This window comes from Paenibacillus sp. 8b26, from assembly GCF_050626875.1.
GTDB lineage: Bacteria > Bacillota > Bacilli > Paenibacillales > Paenibacillaceae > Paenibacillus.
Map to the genome: position 1 here is coordinate 2,338,381 of NZ_CP192445.1, position 25,001 is coordinate 2,363,381.

Here is a 25,001-nt window from a genome sequence, read left to right on the forward strand (position 1 = left end):
TAAAACCTCAGCTACGACTATGGATAGGTATTGCCTATACGTATCGTTATTTAAATGAGATGTCGGGCTTAATAAAAAAAGAACACAAAAAAACTGCCGGGACTTCTCCCGACAGCTTGGGGGCCTACATCAAGGTCCCTTTTTGCTTTGCAAAATATTCAGTGATCAGATCGAGGAACACCTTGGGAAACGCCAAGGTGTCCATATCGGCCTCGCTGATCCAGCGGTACCCGGCAGGCGGTGCCGTGCCCTCCTCCTGCTCCGCCAGCGCAATCAGCGCACCCGGCTTCGCACCGTCTATGCTGTAGTCTGCCCGCTGCTCGGCAGCCAGCGACTGTCTGCCCGCCTCCCCAGCAGGGCTGGCGGCCTCTTCACACTGGAACACACGCAGGTTCCAGTGAATGTGACTGAACGTGTGCTCCGCCTCACGTACGAACCGCACCGGACGGGCAAGCACGCCCTCCGCCAGCAAATGAGCCGCCAGGTGATCCATGGCTGGCTCATCCGGCACCGGGCCGTTATAGCCCTCCGGCCCGACAAGCTCGTGCGGCAGCTCCCACATGCGGGCCAAAAGGCCCTTGGCCGGGCGCTGACGCACGAGCAGGCGGCCTGCGTTCGCGCCGCTGCCCTCGATGAGGGCGACGGAACGCGGCTCCAGCCGCGGCGGCTTCGCCTTCGTCTTGACCGGCAGCGTCTCCTCGCGGCCTGCCAATCGGCCCGAGCAATGCTCCATGACCGGGCAGGTCAGGCACTGGGGCGACTTCGGCGTGCAGACCAGCGCCCCCAGCTCCATCAGTGCCTGATTGAAGTCGGAGGCTCTCCCTTCGGGGATCAGCTCCCGCACCAGACTTTCCATATGCGCCCGCGTGCTGCCCTTCATAATATCCTCTTCAATCAGAAAATATCGTGACAGCACCCGCATCACATTCCCATCCACAGCAGGCTCCGGCCGATTGAAGGCAATGCTCATAATCGCTCCCGTCGTATACGGGCCTACGCCTTTCAGAGCCGCGACAGCCTGCGTATCATCCGGCACTTCCCCGCCGTGAAGCTCAACCACTTGTTTCGCTGCCGTTTGCAAATTCCGGGCCCGTGAATAATAACCTAGCCCTTCCCACAGCTTAAGCACATCCTCCTCAGGCGCCTCCGCCAGCGCCTCAATCGTCGGAAAGCGTGCAATAAAACGGTTAAAATACGGAATCACCGTATCCACACGCGTCTGCTGGAGCATAATTTCCGAAATCCAGATGTAAAAAGGATTCCGATGGCGGCGCCACGGCAAATCACGCTTGCTTCGTGTATACCAATTTAGCAGCTCGAAGCTGAAATAGCGTTTTTGTTCCAATGTATGGGTAGTCATCACATCACGTCTCCTTATATTCAACAATCACAAAAGCAGAGGCAATGTTGGGTTGATGTGTAATACTCAGGTGAATGCTATAATCCGAGCCGCCCGCACCCGGTAGCCCCAGTCTGTCCCACGCAGGGGCAGACAAATAGACCGCTGGCTTGCCCCCTGGCTCCGGTAAAATATCCATATCGCCGAACCCGATGATCTGCCCGATTCCGCAGCCGAAGGCTTTCGTTATCGCTTCCTTCGCGGCAAAGCGCCCTGCTACAAACTCCGCCAGCCTGCCCTTTCGCTCCACAGCAAGGTCACGTTCAGCCGGGGTCAACACCCGATTTAAAAAAGCATCTGCATGCTTGCCTGCCAATATGTCAGCCATCCGGCTTATTTCCAGCACATCATGTCCGATTCCGTAGATCATTTGGGTATTCCCCGTCCTTTTATACTTTGCTGCACCTATTGTAACAGCGTGTCCACAACATGGCGAGTCACAAAGCCGTAAAAGCAGCACCAAAATATGTTAAAATAAGAGAGGCTATTTGCGAATGTTGATTTAGCTTATATACCATTTAAAATTCCAGTAGAGAGGAAGGATAGGATGTCAGAATCACTCGTTATTGAAGCAGGTACGGAAGCAGGAACAAATGCGGTAATCCGGGCTTCCTGGTTTCCCGCCAAAAATACAGCCAAAAGCTTGCTCGTCATCGCTCATGGCTATAAGGGCTTCAAGGATTGGGGCATGTTCCCCTATGTAGCAGAAGCCTTGAGCATAGACAACCATGTCGTAACCTTCAACTTTTCACATAACGGCATAGGTGAGGATCTAATGAATTTTACCGAGCTGGAAAAGTTCGCACGGAACACCTACAGCCGGGAACAAGAGGATTTGGATGTACTGCTGACAAATCTGAGAGCACGCCACGAGTTCAGAGAACTGCCGTTGTTTCTGTTAGGACACAGTCGTGGTGCGGGAAGCTGCTTCATATACGGTCTGGATCATCCCGGCGAGATATCCGGCGTCATTTCATGGAATGGCGTAACTGACCTGGACCTGTTCACCTTGCCACAAAAAGAAGAAATGCGGACCAAGGGGCGCAGCTACGTATCAAACGCCAGAACCGGGCAGCAGCTCCCGCTGGATCTTGTTATTTTGGAAGATCTGGAGCAAAATAGCCAACGCTTTGCCATCGTGGACCGGCTTAAAGACAGCCAATTGCCTGCTGTACTCATTCAAGGAACCGATGATTCCAAACGCCTGCGTGAAGGCTCTGCCCTGCTTACCTCAGTTCGGCCTGATATTGAATGGGTGCAAATTCAAGGGGGCAATCATACCTTCAATACCGTTCATCCGTTCCAGGGAAGCAGCCTTCCGCTGGATCAGGCGATTACCGAAACCCGCCGCTTTATTGAATGGATCACTAATTAGGCTACAACCTGTCACCAAAATAAACGGCGATCCGCCGGGCGGATCGCCGCATTATTATTTTACAATTCCATAATTGTTCGCTGTTTAAATGCCTGGAATGCTTGTCCGCTTATGCGCTGTGCGTGTGAAGAAGCTTTCCAGCTTTTCACGTGCCGCCGGGTCAATTTCCTTGCCTTCCAAATAGTCGCTGTTCGCTTCGTAAGAGATACCCAGTTCCTTTTCATCCGTCTGGCCTTCCCACAATCCCGCTGTAGGGGCTTTGTCCAGAATGGCCTGCGGAACTCCCAGGTAACTCGCCAGCAAACGCACCTGACGTTTGTTCAGCGTGCTGAGCGGCGTAATATCAACGGCACCATCGCCCCATTTGGTATAAAAGCCTGTGATGGCTTCCGAGGCATGATCTGTGCCCACAACGAGCAGATTCAGCTCATTCGCAAGCGTGTATTGAACCACCATACGTGTTCTGGCCTTCACATTTCCTCTCACTTGCGGAGTAATGGAACGCTCAAGACCGATATCCTTCAACGAACGCTCTACTTCCACAGCAATCGTGTCCACCGCTTCCTGAATGTTCGTTTCCCCGGCAAATTTCAGGTTGAACGCTTTGGCTACTGCGTAGCTGTGCTCGATATCTTCCTGCTTGCCATACGGTTGGAATACTCCAAGCGTTTTGTACTCTTCACCTTGCTCCTGCGTTAGCTCGTCCGTTGCCTGCTTGCACAAGGCAGCCGCTACGGCACTGTCGATCCCGCCGCTGATGGCGATCAACAAACCCTTACTTCCGGTTTTCGTGACGTACGTCTTGAGGAAATCCACACGCTTGCGGACCTCAGCCTCTACGTTAATGGTAGGTTGTACTCCCAATTCAGCAATAATCTGTTCCTGCAAACTCATCAGATAAGCACCTCTTTTTTAGGAATTTCCTTCACAAGCCAACATGCAAAAGCCCCGGCAAGTTTCGCAAGCGAAAAATGCGGGGGCATAGCTTGAGCAGTTTTACCGGCAAAAACGGTCAAATGCACTGGTCAAATCAGCAGCAATTTGATCTGCCGAACGATCCTCCACCTGATGACGCTCGATGAAGTGAACCAGTTCGCCGTCTTTCAACAGCGCGATCGAAGGAGAAGATGGAGGATACGGTGCGAAAAATTCGCGTGCCTTCGCGGTTGCTTCCTTATCCTGACCAGCAAAAACCGTGTACAGGTGATCCGGTGTAATATCATGCTTCAGCGCTTCGGCTACACCCGGTCGGCATTGACCTGCGGCACAACCGCATACCGAGTTCACAACGACCAGCACTGTACCTTTGGCATCAGGCAGCTTGGCCTCCACATCTTCCAGAGTACGCAGCTCCTGAATTCCGAGACTTGTCAGTTCATCGCGCATCGGCTGAACAGAATCTTTCATATATTGATCAAAAGACATTGACATATTCGTTCACTCCTTTTCGAAAAATCATGTATATTACATTGCTAATTTCAGCCTCTGCCGTGTTAAAGACATGGACATCTAATCTTTATTATACAATCTTTTTCACGCAGTTTGCAAAAATCCAGACATATATTTGTACAATTATTTCTGTATGGAATTCATGGAAGGGGATTCAGAATGTTCCCTGTAAGCCGGAATGGTTCTGCGCAATCGAACCCTAAACTGCGTTCCCATTCCTTCCACCGAATCTACGGCAATGGTACCGTGATGACGTTCCACAATGCTTTGGCATAAGGCCAGGCCCAGACCTGTCCCTTTCGTTTTGGTCGTGTAAAAAGGCTGGAACAGCTTTTCAAGCTGATCTTGCGGAATACCGGGACCCGTATCCTTCACTTCCAGCTCCACAAAATCGCCCTCTTCACGAGTCGAAATCGTCAGCACGCCTTTATCCCCCATAGCCTCCATCGCATTACGCGACAGATTAAGCAGCAATTGCTTCATTTCCTTAGGATTCAAATGTAGCATGGTGATATGCTCCTCCAGCTTCAGTTCAATCGTCTGTCCTCTCAGGTTGGCATCTGCCCACAACAGAGGAGTGAGTTCACGAATAATGTCATGAAGATGGCATTGCTCCTTCTCGACAATTCGGTTCTGGGCAAGTGACAGGAAATCGTTAATAATTCCGTTCGCCCGATCCAGCTCCTCCATCACAATACGGTAGTAATGACCGAGGGAGTCGGGACTCTTTTCGCGCATGAGCTGTAAAAATCCGCGCACAACTGCCATTGGATTGCGTATTTCATGAGTAATGCCTGCCGCCATCTGTCCGACCAGACTAAGCCTCTCGAAATTACCCAGTTCGCTGCGCAGTGTCTCCAGCTCTGTAATGTCCTGCAAGGCGATAATGACACCTGTCGTTTTGCTTGCATGTTTATCACGAATGGGAAGGAAGCTTGAGAAAAACACTTTGGGAGACACATTTATAAAATCAGCACCCGCCTCTCCTTCAAGAGCCCTCGCAACCCGCTCATTGACCACTGGTGCAGTGCTAAAACCAAACAGCGATGTCAAAGGACGACCCACCACCTCAGGCAGCGTAATAAACGGATCGACGTCCCGATAGAGTTCCAGCATCGTTTTGTTCATATGTATAACCCGTTCTTCGCTGTCCAGAGTGACCAGAGCTAACGGCATCAGATCCATAACTTGACGCAGCTTATCGGCTTCAATTAAATATTTGCTCGTAAACTCGGTCACATCCCGCCGTAACGCTATCTTCTCGAAGGCATTTTGCATCAGACTGACGACCGTAAAGCTTGCCAGCACACCTACTGCAATGTTCCAAAGCGTCGTAAGGAGATCAGGAACATATACCCAAATATCCTGTTTGCCCCACAATAGTGGGAATAACGCCTTAAACAGCATATCAGCCGCAACATAGGCAGAAATCAGAAGTTTTTTGTCCAACAATGTTCCTCTTTGAAAGAACTTGACGTGCAGCAGCATAAAAGGAAAAAGAATAAAACCCGTGCCCACATACATTGGCGACATTGCCGTAGATTGCGCTATAATCAGAACACTGACCAGCGCAGAAGCGGCAAGAACAAATGCGGTGCGCCGTCTGCCGTACATGATGCCAACAGCGAGGGGGATAATTCCCAGGTTGGAAGGTAGGCCATAAGGAGACTGATATTGAAAGAGCGAACATAGCAATATGGCTGGCAAGCAACACCAAAAAAGGATCCCTTGATTAGATCCGGAAAGCAGATTGCCACCCCAAACCTTTTTCTTATCCCCATAATCCGTTAATATAGAGAAAAAACCCGCCGACATCACGGCAAGGAGAACTTGAAGCACACTTTCCTTCAACGCAATTAACAAGGACTTCTCCCCCTCATCATCTTTCCTTGACGCCGTTAGTTGAATTAAAGCACAGGCTACAATATATTACAATATATGTGTTAAAATCCCGGTATAGAACGACAAAATCTGCGAAACACCAAATAGATATGAAGATGACGGCTTTACGTATTTTCTGGAAAAATCGAGATGATGGCTTCTACTATCTATATATGGACTGAGATAATCTTTTTCATCTATATATTGCATTCTAGAGCAAATGAAATCGAATACCCAAGATTGTGGTATGTTATATCTTTATACAAAAATACTGCGATAATGTGTATCTAAGATAACGGTATTACGATATGATGAAAATCCTGTTACTCCATTTTGGGTTTTCGAAAAATTTTTCTACAAAAAGGAAGAGGTTCATGACATACGACGTTATTGTGATCGGAGGCGGCTCAGCCGGATTAATGGCCGCTGCGGCAGCCAGCGGTGAGAGCGCCAAGGTGCTTTTACTGGAAAAGGGAAATAAACTCGGACGAAAGCTGGGTATTTCCGGTGGAGGGCGCTGCAACGTCACGAATGCAAAAGAGCTGGACGAGCTGATTCGGCACATCCCCGGCAATGGCCGTTTTCTGCACAGTGCGCTGGCTGCCTTTGGCAACCGGGACATCATCGCCTTTTTTGAACAACTGGGAATAGCCTTAAAGGAAGAAGACAACGGGCGTATGTTTCCGGTGACGGATAAGGCCAAAACGGTTGTCGATGCTTTGGTAAACAAGGTTCGTTCTCAAGGAGTGGACATTCGGACAGGAAGTCCCGTACAGGAGGTTCTTTACAAAGAAGGCCACACTGCCGGGGTAAGACTGCGTTCTGGTGAAACCCTTCGCAGCCGCAACGTTATTGTCGCGGTCGGCGGCAAATCTGTTCCGCATACAGGCTCGGAAGGTGACGGCTACGCATGGGCCGAGCAAGCAGGACATACGATTACCGAGCTGTATCCAACGGAGGTACCGCTGACATCAGGTGAGACCTTTATTCAGACGAAGGAGCTACAGGGGCTATCCTTGCGCAACATCAGCCTGACCGTGTGGAATGCGAAGCAAAAAAAGGTCGTCGTCCACGAGGGAGACATGATTTTTACACACTTTGGCCTGTCTGGTCCCTCCGCCTTGCGATGCAGCCAGTTTGTCGTTAAAGGGATGAAAAAGGATAAGACCAGCACGGTGCTGCTGACTCTGGATTTGCAGCCTCATAAGCATGCCGATGAAGTCTACCGTGAAACACTGGAGCTGGCGGCAGCAGATGCCAAAAAAGCAATTAAAAACGTACTCAAGCCTTATTTGCCGGAACGCCTGATTCCGCTACTGCTCCAGCAAACCGAGCTGCGTGAGGATTTGACGTACGATCATATTCCAAAGCAGCAATGGCAGGAGTTAGCCCATCGAATCAAGGCATTTCCGATTCGGGTGAACGGTACGCTTTCTCTAAAGGAGGCGTTCGTTACCGGAGGCGGTGTGAATTTGAAGGAAATCAATCCGAAAACGATGGAGTCCAAGCTGATGCCGGGATTGTTTTTTTGCGGTGAGATTCTGGATATTCACGGGTACACGGGCGGCTATAATATTACGGCGGCGTTTACCACGGGACATACGGCGGGAACACAGGCGGCTTTAAACGAAATGATGTAGGAGTGGGCTTGCTTTAGGAGTGTGGAGACGCTGCGCGTAGGCTTTGATCTTACGATCGCTGTCGCTTCTCCAGATTCAAATCCTCCGCTTCGCTGCATACCGCCACTGCATCCTCGTTTTTTGGGGAGGTAGGAAAGGGAAATGAAAAAGACTTAAATCAGTTGTATTGCTGATTTAAGTCTTTTCTGATAAGCGTAACGACCAAAATCTATGCCATTTTCTTAAACCTCAATAATGATAGGTAAAATCATGGGTCTTCTCTTCGTCTGACCGTAAATAAACCGACCAACATCATCTTTTAACATCTGCTTAATCAGTCCCCACTGACTCATTTCGATTTCTGTTAACTCGTTCACTGTGGACATAATCGTGTCGTGGATCTGACGCATGAGCTCTTCGGAATCCTTAACATATACAAAGCCTCTTGAAATGACCTCTGGTGTTGCGAGCATTTGCTTCTCGTTTTTGCTCAACGTCATCACAATAATCAGCATTCCGTCTGAAGAAAGCTTTTTACGGTCTCGCAGTACAATATTACCCACGTCACCTGTTACCAACCCGTCTACCAAGCTATTGCCGGCTGGTACTTTGGGCCCCAGGGATGCCCTTCCCTCTTCAATTTGAATAGTGTCACCGTTATGGACGATAAATACATTCTCCATCGGTATCCCCACAGACTCCGCTAGCTGACGATGCTGATACAACATCCTGAATTCACCGTGTATGGGAATCAAATACTCGGGTTTCATCAGGGTCATCATTAATTTTAACTCTTCCTGGCTACCATGACCGGATACGTGCATCCCTGTGGTGTTGCCTGATCCATAAATAACGTTGGCGCCCAGCACATACAAGTTGTCAATGACCTGGGAAAGGTTTCGCTCATTCCCCGGTATGGCTCCCGCAGCAATGATGACCGTATCACCAGGCAAAATTTCGATTTTGGGATGCAGGGAATTGGCTAAACGTGACAATGCAGCCATCGGCTCTCCCTGGCTTCCGGTACATAAAACTGCAATTTCTTCTGCTGGAAACCGCTCTGTTTCCCCCGGCTCAATCAACAAATCCTCAGGCATATGCAAGAAGCCCAGCTCCTTGGCCACCGATACCACATTTATCATACTGCGTCCGAGTAAAACCAGTTTGCGACCCGTTTCTACAGCCGCGTCAATGACTTGTTGGACACGATTCACATTAGAAGCGAACGTGGAGATAAATACCTGCTGTTTGGCTCTGGCAAATGCATCTAGAATATGCCCGCCAACCAAACGTTCTGAAGGGGTAAATCCTGGCCTTTCCGCATTTGTACTTTCGGAGAGCAGCACTTTCACCCCCTTCTTTCCTATTTCAGCCATTCGATGAAGATCCGGAAAAGGTCCGCTTACGGGAGACATATCGAATTTGAAATCGCCGGTATGGACCACATTTCCTTCCGGTGTCTGAAAAAAGACACCCAGGCAATCCGGGATACTGTGGACCGTAGTGAAAAAGGATGCCTGAATCTTACCCACATCAACGGTTGAATTCGCATCTATAAGATGAAGCTCGGCATCACGCAAAAGGTTATGTTCCTTTAGCTTAATCTTAATTAATTCGATGGTGAGCTTTGTCCCGAATACGGGAATGTTGATCTGCTTCAGTAAATAAGGAATACCTCCGATGTGATCCTCATGCCCATGAGTCACAATGAGCGCTCTGACTTTATCCTGATTTTCCTGCAGATAGGTGACATCGGGCACAATAAGGTCAATACCAGGCAAGTTCTCATCAGGAAACTTGGAGCCACAATCGATAACGACAATATCCTGATCGTATTGGATGAAATACATGTTTTTCCCGATTTCATTCACACCGCCTAGAGCAGCAATGAGTAATCTATTATCAGCATGCATCAATTTTATTTCCTCCTTAGGAAAATGCTATCCATATTATTCATTTTCCACGTAAACTTATGCACAAAAAGAAACCCTTGTCTCTAAAAGACAGGGGCTCTCACTTGATTTATTAAATACCCACCGCTGCCGAAATAGCAGCAAAAATAACAGCAACTAGCCACAGAATCGGGAATAGCTTGAAGATTACCTTTAGCCACTGTCCAAAGCTGATCCGGGCAATGGCCAATCCTGCCAGCAGTACGCCACCCGTCGGTGAAATGAGATTGGTTAACCCGTTACCGAATTGGTACGCTGTGACTACTGCTTCACGATTAATGCCTACAAGATCGCCAAGCGGTGCAAGTACAGGCATTGTTAGTGCAGCTTCCCCCGAAGAAGATGGGACCAGGAAAGTAATAATATTATGTGCAACCAACATAATGGTAGTGAACAAGTAGCTTGGCAATCCTTCCAGGATGCTTGCGAGTGAATTCAATACGGTATCGATGATCATACCCTGCTCAGCGATGATCAGAATTCCGCGGGCGAGACCTATGATCACTGCAGCGTAGATAAATTCTCCACACCCTTTTACAAAATTCTCAGCTATTTCCTTCTGGCTCATTTTGGTAACTATCCCGACAAAAATACCGAGTGCGAAGAAAAGGGCGCCGATTTCAGTCATATACCAGCCTTTGGCCAAAATTCCCCAGACAATTGCTCCAAGCGTTACAATAAATCCACCTATAATTAATTTGTCCCGAAACGTGAAGACGACGTCCTCACCTGTATTTTCTTTTATAAATTGCTCACGGTTTATAATATCACTCTGAAACACAATGGATTTCTCCGGATTTCGCTTAACCCGATGCGCATACCACATCGTAAAGGCAATGGAAATCATAGTAAATACAAGCCATTCAATAAATCTCAGCCAGAGCTGGGGATTCCCCTCCACTCCTGCGATCCCCTGGGCAATCAATACTGAAAATGGATTAACAGTCGAACCAACATAGCCAATTTGCGTTCCCAGAAATAGAATGAGAATAGCAGTCATAGAATCGAAACCCAAGGCAAACATTAACGGAATAAAAATCGCATAAAGCGGAATAATTTCTTCACTCATCCCAAAGGTAGAGCCTCCGAGACTGAATATAACCATGGCAATTGGAATCAGCAGAATCCCCTTATTCTTCAGCCGTCTAGCAAGAACTGTCAGGGCACGATCGATGGCTCCCGTCTGCAGTATAATCCCGAAGGAACCGCCCACAATAAGGACAAAAGAGACGACATCGGCGGCATTAATAATCCCCTCAATAGGAGCGCTAAGGATTTGGGGGAGTCCCTGTCTTAAATCACCGTTCTCACCAGTTTTGGGTACAGTATGATAAGTTCCCGAAACGATCGCCGTTTTGGTCACACCGTTCACTGTCACTTCATGACGCTCAAATTGTCCGCTGGGCACAATCCATGTCAATGCGGCGACTGTAATAATAATCAAAAATATTAAGGTATAGCTATGGGGTAAGGATAATTTCCATTTCTTTTTCTCGGTGTTCATGTTTATCCCTCATTCCAAGAATGGTTATAAGTAACCTTCCCTCCCATAATGGTCAGTATCACTTGGGCATCCCTGATATCACCAGCGGATGCATTAAGGAGGTTGCGGTCAAAAACGGCGATGTCAGCATATTTCCCAGCCTCCAGCGTACCTGTGACTTCTTCCATATAACAATGTCTGGCTCCATTAATGGTCCATGCCTTTAAAACCTCGGATGGCGGCATCCCTTGATCGGGATACCAGCCTCCAGCAGGTGATCCATCTGGAAATAATCGATGAGAAGCTGAGTACAGTGAATCGGGAACACTGGTGATAAATAAGGGCAGATCAGTCCCAATGGTTATCGGCACGTTAGCCTCCAGCATGGATTTATAATTATAAAATCGGTTTTCATTACTTTTGCCTACCACAGCAGACATATAAGCCTCTTCATAGGAAGGATTCAGTAGCAGAATTTGGGCATAGACTTCGGCAAAAATTTTGTTCTCGCCCATTCGGATCAGATCATCTGGATGAGGGTATTCCATATCACTGATAGAATGCCTGATAAGGTTATTACCTTGCTGCTCGCGGCATTTTTCAATCATGGATACCGCTTGGCGAATCGCAGCATCACCTTCTGCAGTTAGGCAGCATTTGATACCTTGGCTGTCCGCTTCCAGCACAGAGTCTTCAATCTTTTCGTAGTCAACCGTCCTCAAAGTCGTTACTCCGGGCATATCTGCGTAAGGTTCCAGCATGTCCCCCGTATGATCTGCTACGACGCCGTCAAGCATCAGCTTGTATCCTTGGAAACGAATAAGGTCTCCGTTATAAAGGGCTTTATACTTCATACCGGTGGCAATATCAAGCGGTTCAACAACGGGTTCAAGTGAGAAATGAAATCTGAGCGGCAGTTCACCCGCTTCTTTCAATTCTTCTAGAATCGGCAGCAGCTCGCTATGCTGGTCGAAGCCAATATCTTTTATAGAAGTAACTCCTCGTGCAGCCAGCATGCGGCAAAACTCCATAAACTCTTGTTTGACAAGGCTGTGGTCCTGCATCATAGCTTGGAGCAGCAAAGCGCGTGCCTCAGCACTGCATTGATCCGGGGAAAATTGATATTTCTCCTGAGCCAATCGGTTCATCCAGCAGTAGTTTTTATTTAGGTTAATGGCGATTACCGCCCGATCAGGGAACAGCTCGTTCAACAAGCTTTGCTCAGGCAGCTTGCCCCATCCTTCCTCGCTCCATCCGTAAGCGATTACATCTTTCCCTGGCGGAAGGTTGTTTGCCGCTTGTAGCATAAGTTTCACTGCTTCTTCGATCGAGGCTGTATGAGTCAAATCCACGCCCCGATGCATCGACATATATCCGGTAAAAAATACATGGTTGTCATGAACTCCTGGCATGATAAAAGCATCACCCAAATCACAGACAACCGTTTCCGCTCCTATCCAAGCTTGTGCTTCCTCGGAACGCCCCACTGCCGCAATACGTTCTCCTTGCAGTGCAATAAACCCAGGCGAAGCTTCATTTACTAAGCCATTAAAAATAGCATTTGACAGTAGAACTTTGTCCGCAAATGTGTCATTCTTCCCTTGCACAGTTTCACCCCCTCATTATTTATCCGCCCTATAACATAACGTAATATAACGTTATAATATTGCTTCTGCTTCTCTCATGGAGTGGAAGCAGAAGCTGCGCCGTACCTGAATTACCTTGTATATCAGGCAACGGATTTATATTGAGAATTGATAACGGTCTCCAATGATGTACTGCTTACCTACATGAACGGGGTTTCCATGCTGATCATAGATAATCGTATGCATGTAGAACAACGCCTGCCCGATAGCCGTCTCCAGCAGCTTTGCCTGAAATTCATCCGCCAAAGCGATTTGTAATATCGTCTCTCCCGGTTGGTTAGGATCGATTCTGTATTTATGACGCAGCAGTTCGTATACAGAGCCCTCCAACTGCTCGTCCATTAGAAAAGAAAATCGGTCATAAGGGTAATAATTATTCTCCAGCATTAGCGGTCGGTCACCGGCGTATCTTTTGCGCTGAATATATAGCACTTTTTCTCCTTGTAGGAGCTGCAACTGATGTGCAATTTCCTCATCCGCTTCTATGATTTCACGTTCTGTGACCACACTGTGTGAAGAGAGGCCGTTGGATTTGCAGGCAGCAGTAAAGCTGATGACATGTTCAATCTTCCGCCCAATTTTGGGTACATTGACAAAGGTACCTTTTCCTTGACGTTTGGTCAGATAACCTTCATGAACCAATTCGGCAATTGCTTTTCTTACGGTAATTCGACTTACATTGTAGGTCTCGCTTAGCTCAGTTTCGGTCGGTATACGGCTTCCCTGCGTAAATGTTCCATTATGGATAGCGGTTTTGACTGCTTTTTGTAATTGAATATATAATGGCTCTGCTTGGTCTGAATTCAACATATTGTGCCCTCACTTGTCATATAACGTTATACTACTCCCACTTAGAGTATCAAATGTTACATATTCTTACAAGTGAAGATATTTGAAAATAATTTTTAGTAACGGACGCCGTATCCGAAAGAACCTTCTACCAGACAGCTCTGGGCGGCAACCCTCGAGCCTTCTGCCATAGCGTCCTGAATGTTACCGTTTTTCAAAAAGCTCAATAAAAAGGCGGTTATATAAGAGTCTCCTGCCCCCATCGTATCCACAGCGTCAACGGAATCAGGCATTTGAAAATAGAACTTAGTACCATCATAGGCAATAGATCTATCTCCGCCGCGTGTGGCTACCAGAATTTGCCCCTCTTTTCTTCGATTGGAGCGGATATAGTTTTGTGTCTCTTCATCCGTCATATGGCTGCAAGAGAAGAAAGCGAAATCGGCATACGCAATATATTTCTCCACCTGTGCATCTGCGAAATCATCCGAAAAGTCAAAAGAAAGAGGGATTCCCAGCGTCTCCAATTCAGGCAGCAAGTGCCCTGTATGACTGTACAAGCCGGTGTGAATAAGGTCAAACCCACCAACATAGACCATGTCATCTTCACTCAGCTCCAGCGGATGGAGACGTGTAACTCCTCCCTCATTGCTGCCCAGAAATACTCGGTCTCCGTCTTCCAGGGTTACACGTGCGCAGCCGTTCTCACCGCGGTGATGTCTGCACCGTGAAATGTCGATTTCCAGCTCACGGAGGATATGTTCTACATGCTGTGCTTCGTTATCATCTCCGAATACTCCTATAAAGGCTGCATCTACTCCCGCTTTTTTGGCAAACACACTGAAATTAAGCGCATTGCCGCCAGGATACATCATGCGCAGATGAACATATTTATCTACCACATTATCGCCAATGCCTAGAACTTTCATGATGGTTTCCTCCTGTTGGTAAGTGCGCTTAGTAAGCTACTTTGCCCATATAACGACGAGTTTCCAGTGGGTGATTGCGTACATTTGCGAGTGCTTCACGATAAACACATACAATGCTGTAAAATAAAACCGGGTTAAAAAACTCGACGACCTCGTCGGCAATGGTTCCGATTCCAAGCTCCTTCGCATCGATCACTTCCACTTTCTCGGCATATTGATTCAGGAAAGTCCGTGCCCGCTCATCCAATGCCCGTGTGCGTCCTTCGTTGATCATCAGAATAAATGGAGTTTCTTTATCCGTTACTTCAAACGGACCATGGAAAAATTCACCGGAATGGATTGAAGCCGCATGAAGCCATTGCATTTCCATCAGAGAACAGATAGCAAATCCGTACGCATGTCCATAAGAAGCTCCGCTGGTCAGGATATAGTAGAGTTCCTCATTGCGATACTTGTCGGCAAATATACTAGCACGTGGTTCAACTTGCTTTTTGGCCCGGTTAATAATTCCGTTGATTGCCCCCAGTCCGTTCTGGAAAGCCTGATAATGTGCATAGCCTTCAGTGATATGAAGCAACTCAACAGCAAGTTCCAAAATAATAGCCATCGGGTTATTTTTCACATCACTCTCGTCTCCCCACTCATAGAGGAAAACATAATCAGAGTAGTTAAGCAGTGTCGCTTCACTATTATGGGTTAAGCCGATAGTGTAAGCACCCTTCTCTTTGGCTGATTTAGCAGCCGCTACCGATTCCGGCGTATTTCCGCCGTGGGAGCAAACGATGACTACTGAGTTTTGACCTAATCGTTTTGGCAGCGCGTGCACAAACTCATTCGCCGTATACATCCCAGCAACCAGCTTCTTCGCTTCACTATCCAGAAAATATTTCGAGGGATACATATCGACTAATGAGCCCCCGCAGGCTACTAAATAAACCTCGGAAATCTCTCCACTCGTTTGTTCAAAAATCGTCTGAACCGTCTGATGTACATTCATTATTATCTCTCCTTTTTATATAACGTTATATAACGTATTGTTTACGAGATAAATATAAGCGCTTTCATTAATAGTGTCAAGCCCATTTATTCGATGAACTTTTTATGATCTGCATTAAAAAAGCTCTAATCCTTTTGTGGAAGAATTAGAGCTCCCTATTTGGATTTGATTCATTGAGTGTTTGGTCATAACGAGATTACTCCTCCAATATACGCAAAAAATTGGTCTTCCCAATGGGTTTGTCCGAATAAACTAAAATAGACAAATACATAACATCCAATAAAAAATCAAGGAGGAAAACACCATTATTACATTTATCAGTTATATTTTTCTTGGTCTGTCACTTTCGGCCCCCATTGGACCGATTAATGCTGCACAGTTGGATCGAGGTATTAAGAATGGGTTTTGGCATGCCTGGTTTATTGGGCTTGGTGCAATTACAGCAGACATTATCTATATGCTGCTTGTCTATTTGGGAATGATCCACCTTCTCAACGCCCCGTTTGTTAAAGCTTTTTTATGGTTGTTTGGTTTTTTCGTACTTGTGTATACGGGTATTGAAAGCATCAAAAATGCAGGTGTGATTTCAGAGTCTGAATTAAGGGGAAATGCTAATACCCTAACCAACTCATTTCTAGCGGGCTTCCTGATGTCATTATTTAATCCTCTCTCCATCCTTTTCTGGCTTGGCATTTACGGATCCATACTGGCAAACGTAGCTAATACATATCCAGTACAACAGCTATTGATCTTTAGCGGAGCGATTGTATTAGGCGTGTTACTCTGGGATGTGACCATGGCAGCCGCCTCAAGTATTTTCCGTAGGTTTCTAAAAACCGGATTGCTTAAAACCATCTCTTGGATGTCCGGATTATCTCTTATCGGTTTTGGCTTTTATTTTGGTGTACAAGCATTTCAATTACTCTTTTTCCGCTAACTCTTGGCTTCTTGGCAAAATTACCGAGATACCTTCGTATGTTTTCGGCGAATCCATTGTACGATAAGGTCACATATTGCAATTAACAAGACAAGCAGTAAGCTGATGTACACCCCCGGGCGGCTAAGTTTATGAAAAAATGATCCGACCACGGCCATAGCTATCAACAACAATCCAATCCAACGTTTAATATGGTTTGATCTGCTCGATTCCAGTAGCTTACCTGAAGACAGCAAAATAAAGCACCAATTATACAACAGCATTAAACCAGCTGCAGTAGTGATATATTCATATACTTTTCCCGGTAGCAGCAACGACATTACGATGGCTGAGATTAATCCAACGGAGATCAAACTAAGTGCATAAAGAGGATATTTGCCCTTCCACTTCCGTGAAAACAATGTGGGCGCATCTCCTTCCTGTGCAAGCGTAAGCATCATAGATGTCTCTGCATATAGAGATGCTGTCATTGTTGAGAACCCTGCAATAATAAGCACTCCATTAAATAAATGAGGCACAAAAACCAGATGATCGCTGCTGAGCGCAAGCACAAAAGGACTCTCTTTCGGGTTAAAGGCACTTAATGGCACCATAGACACAGCCAGACCAATCGAAAGCACATACACTACAACCAGCGTCATCAGCATTACTTTTCCTGCTTTGGGTGCATCCTCCGGTTTTTGAAGCCGATTAGACATAATTCCGAGCACTTCAATACCTCCGTATGCATAAAAGGCAAAAATAAAAGATGACCACAATCCCATGCCCCCAGTTGGAAAAAATTCTTTGTAACTGATGGGGAACTTTGGATTATATTTTCCTCCTCCGATCCAGCCTGCCAAAAGAGCAACGGCCAAGACCAGAAACATAACAATAGCTGCCATCTTAATGATGGCCAGTACATTTTCAACTCGATCAAAACCCTTATTGCCAAAAAAAACAATCACAAGCCCTAAAATCCCGAAGCCTGCCGCAAATATCCACATCGGTACTTCAGGGAACCAAAAACGTGAAAATATAGACAGCGCAGTTAACTGGCTCCCATTAATAAGTAGTTCCGAGAACCAATATACCCAGCCACTGCCGAATCCTGCCCAGCTCCCAAATGCTTTTTGGGCATAGGAACGGAAAGAACCCTGTTCAGGATGATCTGCCGTCATTCGTGAAAGAGCATCAAACACTACATACGTTCCCATTGCTGCTAAAAAATATGCAATCAGTACGGCTGGACCGCCAATAGAAATTGCTAAGCCGGACCCCAGAAAATATCCTGTACCGATAGTACCTGCAACTCCTAACAAGCTAAGTTGCCACCATTTTAGTTTTTGTTCTTTTTGCATATCAGACGGTTTGTCCATTTAAAAAGTCACCCTACTCCTGAATTTTGGGACAGATCTCCCCATTCTTTAGATTGCCCTCTCCAATATATTTCATGTGAATGACTCTTCTTTATCAAAAAAGAAGCACCAGCAAACCCGCTCAAGGTTTACTGGTGCTCCTTACTTCACAAAACATTTTTAGAACTAAGAAACAACCGCCTAATCGACATTGCGTCATCATTTGAGTCAAATATGGATGCTTCCAGAAAATCCATCCACTTCGTCTTCCGGTTGTTGATCAGAGCTGACGTTGTGCTCCTCCGTTGTGTTGCTGTACGTTCGAGAGGAACCGTTTTTATACGCTTCACTCCAATCCTCGTTGATCGTGTGCGCTGGGATAATCCAGTCCTCTGGGCTATAACCTGGATTTTGTACACCGACATTTCCTTGCAAATCGGGAATTGCATCAGGTCTAGAGAAAAGAGTCCCTGCCTCAATCATACTTCCTTCATAGGCTTGGCAAATCTCCAATGCAGACAGCACATCCTGGTTCTCAATATGAACACTGAGACCTGTGTCACCATTTGTGCTGGCAGAGTATCCAATTTCCTTTAATGTTTCACAGGCTTGGGCGGCTTGCTGCGGATCACGAAATTGAAAACGGAAAGAGCCCGTATCCATGTGTTTCATCTCCTCTGAAGTAGCTTATTTTGTTAATTGGGGTTCATTAGGTTAGGTATGTTATTTTTAATATAACCAACCGGAACAGTATTTTTACATTCAAAACCTTTATTTTTCAAAAATTTACTTTAAAGCTTTGAAATTAAATAGTTAAAAAAGCAGCTACTGTGACAAAACGCATGTTTTCCCTACGTAAATCCCTTTATGCTAGTAACAAGGGTATGGTTGCCCGGTCATCCAAGCCGAGCGGTCAAGGATGCCCAAATCCATACATAAAGGCGGAATGAAGATGATAGATTACCGAACATTGGTGACACAGCAATCCATGCATTTGTATAGCGTGTTTGGCAAGTCATTCAAAAGTGTAAATGAACATGCGGTTGCTGGCATCAAAACGGTGGGCTTTAACCCAACGGCCTTCGCCGTGATGGAAGTTTTATATCACAAGGGCGCGCAGCCGATCCAGCAAATTGGAGCAAAGCTGCTACTGCAAAGTGGAAATGTCACCTATGTTATTGACAAGCTGGAGAGCCGCGGTTATTTGCACCGTCACCCGTGCGACCAGGATCGTCGGATTATATATGCGGAATTGACGGACGAGGGACAACGTGTCATGGACGAGATTTATCCTGATTATACACGTCAAATTGAACGTGCTTTTAGCGGAATCAGTGAAACCGAAAGAGATCAACTCATCGGCTTGCTCAAAAAATTGGGCCGTAGCGCTGATAACCTGTCACCTTATCACAAATAGAATGAATTGTAGTTTTAGCAAATGATCGCTTGTGAATAAACGAACAATCTTATAGCTGTGCTAAACGAAAATTAGATTTACACCAGAAAAGTCCACCCTTATATTCATGGGTGGACTTTTTATATACCTGAATAGAGCGAAATATGCCCAAGCTTACGAGCAGCATAAGTACCCGCTAACGATTAAAATGCTTGATCACTACATTGTTAAACATAGCCGGGCCGCCATCGGTAAAAAGAGTAATTCCCTGATCCTCTAATCGCGGGAATATTAAACTGGAATACGCTACTTCTCCGTCATCTACAAAGACTTCAATGCTGGTTTTATCGACGAGAATTTTCAGGTGAACGTTTTTCTTAGTGGCATCAAAAGGCGCCCTGCTCTCTATATATTTTCCACTCTGATCCGGCTGCCCGGTGTTGGCTCTATTTACGTAGGAGTATTGCCCATCCACCGAAACACCCACATCCACATGACGCTTACCGTCCGCTGACCCTCGAAGCCTCAATCCCACATTTTTGATCATTGACCAAGATACATCCGCCTCTAACTGATAGGCATCGCCTGCTACCGGAAGCGGGTGAGCACCCTCTACCTTGATCTGTCCAAATGATTCCGTTGAGGTTTGGAATTGCTCCAAAGCTTTTACCGGCTGTGAAACCAAGCGATATCCGGCATCTGCTGTATGCTTCAACCGAATTTGACGAACAATCGAATCCATTCCATTAAAGCCTTCCTTCAGGGTAGGCGTGTTATGGGCATAATCCCAATTGTTCATCCAGGCCAGAGCATAACGGTGACTGTATTTATCTTTGTCTTTCCCATCCTCGAACGTAACTGCACCATACCAGTCAAAGCCATAATCCAGCCACTCAGGCTCACTGCGATCAGGCAGAAATCCTTCTCCATTAAAATCTCCCGTCCAGTAGGCATACGTGTTAGGTCCACCTGTCGATTTGCTATTTGCGCTCACGCCCAGAATCCATTGATAGGTTCCATCATCTGCACGCATTGGGAAAAGGTCAGGACATTCCACAAGCCCGATATTTTCCGTTTGAAAGCCGCTCGTATACCGCCAATCCTTTAAATTTTTTGACTTATAAAAACCAATCTTTGTTCCCTCTGCCATGACCATCACCCATTGATTACGTTGAATATCTCGGATGATTTTGGGATCTCTGAAGTCCTTTGTACCGGGGTTGGACATCACAGGCTTGTTGCGGTAAGAAGTAAACGTCTTGCCTTTGTCCGTACTGTACCACAAAAATTGTTCCTGCTTTCCTCCATCTGCGGAGGGCTGTGTCACAATGGCTACCAGCGTGCCTTTTCCAAAACCTGCGGTATTATTATCATCGATCACGACCGAGCCGGACCAAGGATCTCCATTCCGGTTCGTATATTTGGGAATCGCCACCCCTTCATCTTTCCAATGAACCAGGTCGGTTGATGTGGCATGTCGCCATTCTGTACCGTTCTTTTTGGGATAGTCACGATTATATAAATAGTAATAATGATATTTTTCATCGAAATAAATAGGCCGTTGAGGATCGTTCTTCCACTTATCCGGAACGGTAAAATGATAGGATGCCCGGTAGGTTTGCCTCTTCTGTGTTTCTAGACTTTCACTTTTAGCCGGGTGATAAAGGCTCCAGCCAATGGCTATTAATATACTCAGGCCCACGATGACCATGATGGATCGTATCCAAATGCTCTTAGAAGCTATGCTTTTCATCCTGACGATCCTCCCCACTCTCTTTGTCTGGATAGTCTGACGAGCATGCGGGAATGGTCGGATCCCATCCTCTCATTGCACGATATGTATCGTCCGGTATGGGACGGCTCGGTAAATCAAATCTCAGTTCCCGATATCGTCCCACCGGACTTTCTTTTTTTGCTGCACTCTCTCGCTTAAGTGAATACCTGCTTACTTTTTCCCATAGTCATATGGTGGTACTTCTTTGTCGTCCGTTGGATCAATCGTGATTTGCCCTTGTTCCAGAATTCTGTTCTTCACAACAGAAGTTTTGGTGCCTTTAATGTTCAGCAGGAAGCTTGGCGCAAAAGTGGATTTGTGATCCGGGAACAGTCCACGGTTCGTCATATAGCTGGTTACCACAACGTTATTTCCTTTGCCTTGCGGAATAGCAAAATGGGCATACGTCCAGGTAATATCATCACGATCCAGATTTTGGTGAAGAACGAGACCGGTTCCATTCAAGGGTTTATAAGGCCCTGTCAAAGAAGTCGATACGTAACCCAGCATGTAAATCTCATCACTTCCAATGGCATCAACGGTAACTTTAGAACCTCTGGTGCTTGTAAACATATACCACAAACCGTTCATTTTGAAAACATTAGCACGCTCAATCTCATCCGTTACCAGATTGGATGCAATTAGCGGGTCCATAACTTTTTTCAACGTATAGTCATTATTTAATTCCACGATTCCCAAAGCACCGTTCGCCATTTCGGCCCCGTTTTTCTTGGGACTTTGCAGCAGATTTTGTAGCTCTTTGGTGAAAAATTCGTTATTTCCGCCATAATACGCAGATTTTTGAAGGGAATCCTCTCCCTGATAACCCGTCTCTGTACCGGTATTTGCTTCAAATATGATATATTTCTTCCCTTGATCTTCAATGTAGTGAGGGTCCCTGAATGTGTGATTATCTAGGCTTACTCCCACGCTTTGCTGAACATTCTGATAAATTTTTCCGTCGCCACCATCGTAAATGGATTTGAGATCCTCTACACCGTCCACTTTCAAGCTTTCTTCATCGGGTTGAGAGAGATTAATTTGGGCGGTAGCCAAAGTTTGCTTGCCGTACAGTTTGTTTTCCGGCTCATAAGGCTGTCTGCTGGTATAAAATAAACGCACTTCTCCATCCGACGTTAAAGTAGCAGAACCGGACCATTCCTCCGCCTGATCTTTCAGGATTGCATCATTGGATAGGATTTTATCGTTATCCTTAAATACTCTTCCGGCATTTTTCCAGCCTTCCAGCGAGGTGTTGCCTGCTTTTTGATAGAACAGATAAATAAACGTATCCTCTGCTCTTTTAGGATCGCCTGCCAATCCAAACACAATATTGTACCCCTTGTAATTAGCTATCGTGCCATCTGCATTTTGTAACGGCCAAGAATCCCACACATCAAAATCAATGAGCTTGCCCGACCCGTCGCGGCCTTTTGCCGAAGGAATATTTTTGATGGTAGATGCATCAAAGGATGGAACTTCGAATTTTTCCTTGCCCTGCTGTTTGAAAATGTTCAGCATATCATGACGCGTGATTTGAGTAAATCTGCTGTCATCCTCGAGATCACCACTGTCTTTTTCCTTCGCAAAAGCTTGAAAGCCGCCCCCTAACAGCAAGGTAGTTGCTACTGTTACGGTAGCTGCTTTTCTGAACAAGTTGTTAAACTTCAAGTACTCCATCTCCCTTATTCTAATTATGCTTTCTAGATTAGAAACCCAACTTTTTGGTTGGTAGGGCCATTTTATATTGTATGTCAAACGATTGATATAGACTAGATATCCCCTTTTATTCAAGGCTAAAAGAAGGAGACACGTCGAACTCTATCCTCATATTTTCCTATTTAATTTCTGAAAATACCATTTCTTTCATTTCATTTACATTTAAATAAGTTCGTTCCTTGCTTTTTTTGCATATTCAATTTTGCTAAGTAGGTCGCTTCATTTTCCTTCAAAATCATTCAGAAACATTCATCAAAAAATCCATTTGCAAACGAATTCAGAAAAATGGTACTTTAGGGCCCCTTTAATTTTCGAGAAAAATATTAGATACATGTGTAATAAGACTATTCTACCATTAATTTACTTATGTAATTATTCACATACAGTATTTCTGACATAAAAAATACACCTTTGATGCTCATTAGCCCAACTATATAAACTGAACTTAAAAGTTACCTATGGTGCCACTACGCAGTCGGATAGAGCTTCCCATCGCCACCGCCCCCCGGATTTCTCGAAAAAAGCCTGTGATTAGGGGGGAAATCCAAAAAATAGCAGTAGCTCTGGACGCTATTTCCCTGCCCCAAGCTACCGCTATTTTCCTATATATTCTGTATTTTCATACCGCTATACAAGCAATAAACTTCTGTTGGCAAGCACCACATGTAACAAGGAAACGGTCTACGATTCCTTTATTCCTATGCAGTTCCTCCCTGTGCCGCCTTTGCAGGCTTGCTTGCTTCTTCCTCCGTACCCGGTGGACGGTTCCGCAACCCGAGGACGACAAACCAACTAATGACTGCAATAAAGACCATGATGATGAACAGGGAATGCAGACTGTTTTCCAGCACGGAACGGAGCAAGCCAGCGGTCTTGTCACTCAAACTTTGTGAGGCATGAGGTGCAAGCAAACCGTTAATATCCTCCTGCGTAACCCCCTGCTGTGTAAGCTGTCCATCTGCTGTCTGGGCAGCAATGCGATAATTAAGCCATGAACCGAAGGCTGCCACACCAATGGTTTGCCCCAATGTTCGCAGGAACGTATTCAATGCTGTAGATGCACCACGCAACTGGAACCCGACCGAAGACTGGGCAATAATGGTAAACACGGTCATGGAGAAACCAAAGCCCAATCCATACAATAATGTGGATAGGAACAGCAGCCAGATTGGCGCCGTTTCGCCCATCAGGGTCATCACGAAGGCACCCAGTACAATCAGGGTTAGTCCGACTAATGAGGTTCGACGTGAACCCAAAGTCAGCAAAATGCGTCCCCCGATCATGGAACCGAACAGCCATCCTACTGACATCGGTGCCAGCGCCAGACCGGATGAAGCGGCATCTCCACCGTGTACGCCCTGAATCCAAAGCGGCAGGTAGCTGGTCAGCCCGATCAGCAGAGAACTGACCAGCAGGGCTGCGGCACAGGAAAAGGCGATATCCCGTATCCGAAACAGCTTTAGGGGCACCATCGGTTCCTGAGCGCGTTTTTCGATAACCAAAAACAGAATCAGGAATAAAATAGCAACGGCTGCCAAGGCTAGCAGTTCAGGAGAAGCCCAACCGATATATTGTCCGCCCAGTGCCAATACGAGCAAAAGGGCCGTCATTCCAATGGTAAAGGTAACAGCTCCCGGCACGTCGATGCGCGCGGTACGCTTGGCTACCTGCTCCCGCAGGTAACGAGCGATGAAGAACATTGCAAGCAGTCCAAAAGGGACGTTAAAACCGAAAATCCATTCCCAGCCAAAATAAGTGACCACGTAACCGCCCAGCAAAGGCCCGATCAGGGAAGAAATCCCCCATACCGAGCTGATCATTCCCTGAACTTTGCCGCGTTCCTCCATTTTGTATATATCTCCGATAATGGTAAAGGTAACGGGAATCACTCCGCCCGCTCCAATCCCTTGAATAGCCCGGTACAAAATAAGCTGCTCCATACTACCAGCCAGCATACAAAGAAAAGAACCGAGTATAAACAATGAACAGCCGATCAGAAAAATCGGTTTGCGACCAAATAAATCGCTAAGCTTGCCGAAAATAGGTGTAGTTACAGCCATCGTCAGCAAATAGGCCGTAAAAATCCAGCTGAGCAAATTCACGCTGCCCAGTTCACTAACAATAGTCGGTCCGGCAGGACCGATGACGGTTCCCTCAATCGCGGCCAGAAAGGTAGCCAACAGAACGCCGGTCAGCACGAGCCCGCGCTTCATGGGTTTATCTTTTCCCAAGCAAATCACAAATCCTTTCCTTGTGTAAACTGGTTGCACCTGTGCAATTCGACTGCACAGGATTGGTATTACCCGCACTGCATAATCG

Annotated in this window: 20 protein-coding genes; 4 read left to right on the plus strand and 16 right to left on the minus strand. The window is 46.3% G+C overall.

The window, feature by feature from the left end; all coding sequences use genetic code 11:
- Positions 1-124: 124 nt before the first annotated feature.
- Complete coding sequence (gene mutY, locus ACQ4MX_RS10570; RefSeq protein ID WP_431090486.1) at positions 125-1,360, minus strand: A/G-specific adenine glycosylase; 1,236 nt, start codon at positions 1,358-1,360, stop codon at positions 125-127.
- 4 nt (positions 1,361-1,364) lie between these two features.
- A complete protein-coding gene (gene acpS, locus ACQ4MX_RS10575) occupies positions 1,365-1,769 on the minus strand; it encodes a holo-ACP synthase (RefSeq protein ID WP_014279767.1) in 405 nt (134 codons plus the stop codon).
- Between the two features lie 177 nt (positions 1,770-1,946).
- On the opposite strand from acpS, the gene ACQ4MX_RS10580 reads away from it, so the two are divergent.
- A complete protein-coding gene (locus ACQ4MX_RS10580) occupies positions 1,947-2,774 on the plus strand; it encodes an alpha/beta hydrolase family protein (RefSeq protein ID WP_431090487.1) in 828 nt (275 codons plus the stop codon).
- An 84-nt stretch (positions 2,775-2,858) separates the two neighbouring features.
- Here ACQ4MX_RS10580 and nadE read toward each other — a convergent pair whose 3' ends face one another.
- The 3 genes from nadE to ACQ4MX_RS10595 all read right to left on the minus strand — a co-directional run bounded on the left by nadE (position 2,859) and on the right by ACQ4MX_RS10595 (position 6,086).
- On the minus strand, positions 2,859-3,668 hold the full coding sequence (gene nadE, locus ACQ4MX_RS10585; protein WP_431090488.1) for an ammonia-dependent NAD(+) synthetase: 810 nt from the start codon (positions 3,666-3,668) through the stop codon (positions 2,859-2,861).
- Positions 3,669-3,770: 102 nt separating this feature from the next.
- Positions 3,771-4,205, minus strand: a complete 435-nt coding sequence (locus tag ACQ4MX_RS10590) for a BrxA/BrxB family bacilliredoxin (protein ID WP_134911229.1) — start codon at positions 4,203-4,205, stop codon at positions 3,771-3,773.
- Between the two features lie 141 nt (positions 4,206-4,346).
- The gene (locus ACQ4MX_RS10595; RefSeq protein ID WP_431090490.1) at positions 4,347-6,086 is read right to left on the minus strand and encodes a two-component system sensor histidine kinase NtrB; all 1,740 of its coding nucleotides are present in this window, start codon (positions 6,084-6,086) and stop codon (positions 4,347-4,349) included.
- A 392-nt stretch (positions 6,087-6,478) separates the two neighbouring features.
- On the opposite strand from ACQ4MX_RS10595, the gene ACQ4MX_RS10600 reads away from it, so the two are divergent.
- Positions 6,479-7,744, plus strand: coding sequence for an NAD(P)/FAD-dependent oxidoreductase (locus ACQ4MX_RS10600; RefSeq protein WP_431090491.1), 1,266 nt, complete (start codon positions 6,479-6,481; stop codon positions 7,742-7,744).
- A 221-nt stretch (positions 7,745-7,965) separates the two neighbouring features.
- Here ACQ4MX_RS10600 and ACQ4MX_RS10605 read toward each other — a convergent pair whose 3' ends face one another.
- The 6 genes from ACQ4MX_RS10605 to ACQ4MX_RS10630 form a co-directional block, all read right to left on the minus strand.
- Positions 7,966-9,636 carry a ribonuclease J gene (locus ACQ4MX_RS10605; RefSeq protein ID WP_431091300.1) on the minus strand — a complete coding sequence of 557 codons (1,671 nt, stop codon included), beginning with the start codon at positions 9,634-9,636 and terminating at the stop codon, positions 7,966-7,968.
- A 112-nt stretch (positions 9,637-9,748) separates the two neighbouring features.
- Positions 9,749-11,179, minus strand: coding sequence for a YfcC family protein (locus tag ACQ4MX_RS10610; RefSeq protein WP_431090493.1), 1,431 nt, complete (start codon positions 11,177-11,179; stop codon positions 9,749-9,751).
- Positions 11,180-11,181: 2 nt separating this feature from the next.
- Entirely contained in the window at positions 11,182-12,765 is a 1,584-nt protein-coding gene (locus ACQ4MX_RS10615) for an amidohydrolase (protein ID WP_431090495.1), read from the minus strand.
- Between the two features lie 135 nt (positions 12,766-12,900).
- Positions 12,901-13,614 carry a GntR family transcriptional regulator gene (locus ACQ4MX_RS10620; RefSeq protein WP_431090496.1) on the minus strand — a complete coding sequence of 238 codons (714 nt, stop codon included), beginning with the start codon at positions 13,612-13,614 and terminating at the stop codon, positions 12,901-12,903.
- Positions 13,615-13,709: 95 nt separating this feature from the next.
- On the minus strand, positions 13,710-14,522 hold the full coding sequence (locus ACQ4MX_RS10625; RefSeq protein WP_431090497.1) for a fructoselysine 6-kinase: 813 nt from the start codon (positions 14,520-14,522) through the stop codon (positions 13,710-13,712).
- A gap of 28 nt (positions 14,523-14,550) precedes the next feature.
- Positions 14,551-15,519 carry an SIS domain-containing protein gene (locus ACQ4MX_RS10630; RefSeq protein ID WP_431090498.1) on the minus strand — a complete coding sequence of 323 codons (969 nt, stop codon included), beginning with the start codon at positions 15,517-15,519 and terminating at the stop codon, positions 14,551-14,553.
- Positions 15,520-15,823: 304 nt separating this feature from the next.
- On the opposite strand from ACQ4MX_RS10630, the gene ACQ4MX_RS10635 reads away from it, so the two are divergent.
- Positions 15,824-16,456, plus strand: coding sequence for a LysE family transporter (locus tag ACQ4MX_RS10635; protein WP_431091301.1), 633 nt, complete (start codon positions 15,824-15,826; stop codon positions 16,454-16,456).
- 20 nt (positions 16,457-16,476) lie between these two features.
- On the opposite strand, the gene ACQ4MX_RS10640 is transcribed toward ACQ4MX_RS10635, so the two are convergent.
- Complete coding sequence (locus ACQ4MX_RS10640; RefSeq protein ID WP_431090500.1) at positions 16,477-17,814, minus strand: amino acid permease; 1,338 nt, start codon at positions 17,812-17,814, stop codon at positions 16,477-16,479.
- Positions 17,815-18,021: 207 nt separating this feature from the next.
- Positions 18,022-18,456, minus strand: a complete 435-nt coding sequence (locus tag ACQ4MX_RS10645; protein WP_431090501.1) for a hypothetical protein — start codon at positions 18,454-18,456, stop codon at positions 18,022-18,024.
- Positions 18,457-18,745: 289 nt separating this feature from the next.
- Between ACQ4MX_RS10645 and ACQ4MX_RS10650 the strand changes: the two genes are divergently transcribed.
- The gene (locus ACQ4MX_RS10650) at positions 18,746-19,210 is read left to right on the plus strand and encodes a MarR family winged helix-turn-helix transcriptional regulator (protein ID WP_014279758.1); all 465 of its coding nucleotides are present in this window, start codon (positions 18,746-18,748) and stop codon (positions 19,208-19,210) included.
- Positions 19,211-19,385: 175 nt separating this feature from the next.
- Here the strand turns inward: ACQ4MX_RS10650 and ACQ4MX_RS10655 are convergent, their stop codons facing one another.
- From ACQ4MX_RS10655 to ACQ4MX_RS10665, 3 genes are all read right to left on the minus strand, one after another.
- Positions 19,386-20,942, minus strand: coding sequence for a glycoside hydrolase family 32 protein (locus ACQ4MX_RS10655; protein WP_431090502.1), 1,557 nt, complete (start codon positions 20,940-20,942; stop codon positions 19,386-19,388).
- Between the two features lie 192 nt (positions 20,943-21,134).
- Complete coding sequence (locus ACQ4MX_RS10660; RefSeq protein ID WP_431090503.1) at positions 21,135-22,634, minus strand: glycoside hydrolase family 68 protein; 1,500 nt, start codon at positions 22,632-22,634, stop codon at positions 21,135-21,137.
- Positions 22,635-23,380: 746 nt separating this feature from the next.
- Positions 23,381-24,895, minus strand: a complete 1,515-nt coding sequence (locus ACQ4MX_RS10665; RefSeq protein ID WP_431090504.1) for an MDR family MFS transporter — start codon at positions 24,893-24,895, stop codon at positions 23,381-23,383.
- Positions 24,896-25,001 lie beyond the last annotated feature (106 nt).

Coding starts and splice junctions, on each gene's coding strand:
- ACQ4MX_RS10610 (WP_431090493.1), bottom strand. CDS start 11,179: ATGAACACCGAGAAAAAGAAATGGAAATTATCCTTACCCCATAGCTAT.
- nadE (WP_431090488.1), bottom strand. CDS start 3,668: ATGAGTTTGCAGGAACAGATTATTGCTGAATTGGGAGTACAACCTACC.
- ACQ4MX_RS10665 (WP_431090504.1), bottom strand. CDS start 24,895: ATGAAGCGCGGGCTCGTGCTGACCGGCGTTCTGTTGGCTACCTTTCTG.
- ACQ4MX_RS10590 (WP_134911229.1), bottom strand. CDS start 4,205: ATGTCAATGTCTTTTGATCAATATATGAAAGATTCTGTTCAGCCGATG.
- ACQ4MX_RS10625 (WP_431090497.1), bottom strand. CDS start 14,522: ATGAAAGTTCTAGGCATTGGCGATAATGTGGTAGATAAATATGTTCAT.
- ACQ4MX_RS10580 (WP_431090487.1), top strand. CDS start 1,947: ATGTCAGAATCACTCGTTATTGAAGCAGGTACGGAAGCAGGAACAAAT.
- ACQ4MX_RS10620 (WP_431090496.1), bottom strand. CDS start 13,614: ATGTTGAATTCAGACCAAGCAGAGCCATTATATATTCAATTACAAAAA.
- mutY (WP_431090486.1), bottom strand. CDS start 1,360: ATGACTACCCATACATTGGAACAAAAACGCTATTTCAGCTTCGAGCTG.
- ACQ4MX_RS10655 (WP_431090502.1), bottom strand. CDS start 20,942: ATGAAAAGCATAGCTTCTAAGAGCATTTGGATACGATCCATCATGGTC.
- ACQ4MX_RS10645 (WP_431090501.1), bottom strand. CDS start 18,456: ATGGATACGGGCTCTTTCCGTTTTCAATTTCGTGATCCGCAGCAAGCC.
- acpS (WP_014279767.1), bottom strand. CDS start 1,769: ATGATCTACGGAATCGGACATGATGTGCTGGAAATAAGCCGGATGGCT.
- ACQ4MX_RS10650 (WP_014279758.1), top strand. CDS start 18,746: ATGATAGATTACCGAACATTGGTGACACAGCAATCCATGCATTTGTAT.
- ACQ4MX_RS10640 (WP_431090500.1), bottom strand. CDS start 17,814: ATGGACAAACCGTCTGATATGCAAAAAGAACAAAAACTAAAATGGTGG.
- ACQ4MX_RS10630 (WP_431090498.1), bottom strand. CDS start 15,519: ATGAATGTACATCAGACGGTTCAGACGATTTTTGAACAAACGAGTGGA.
- ACQ4MX_RS10600 (WP_431090491.1), top strand. CDS start 6,479: ATGACATACGACGTTATTGTGATCGGAGGCGGCTCAGCCGGATTAATG.
- ACQ4MX_RS10605 (WP_431091300.1), bottom strand. CDS start 9,636: ATGCATGCTGATAATAGATTACTCATTGCTGCTCTAGGCGGTGTGAAT.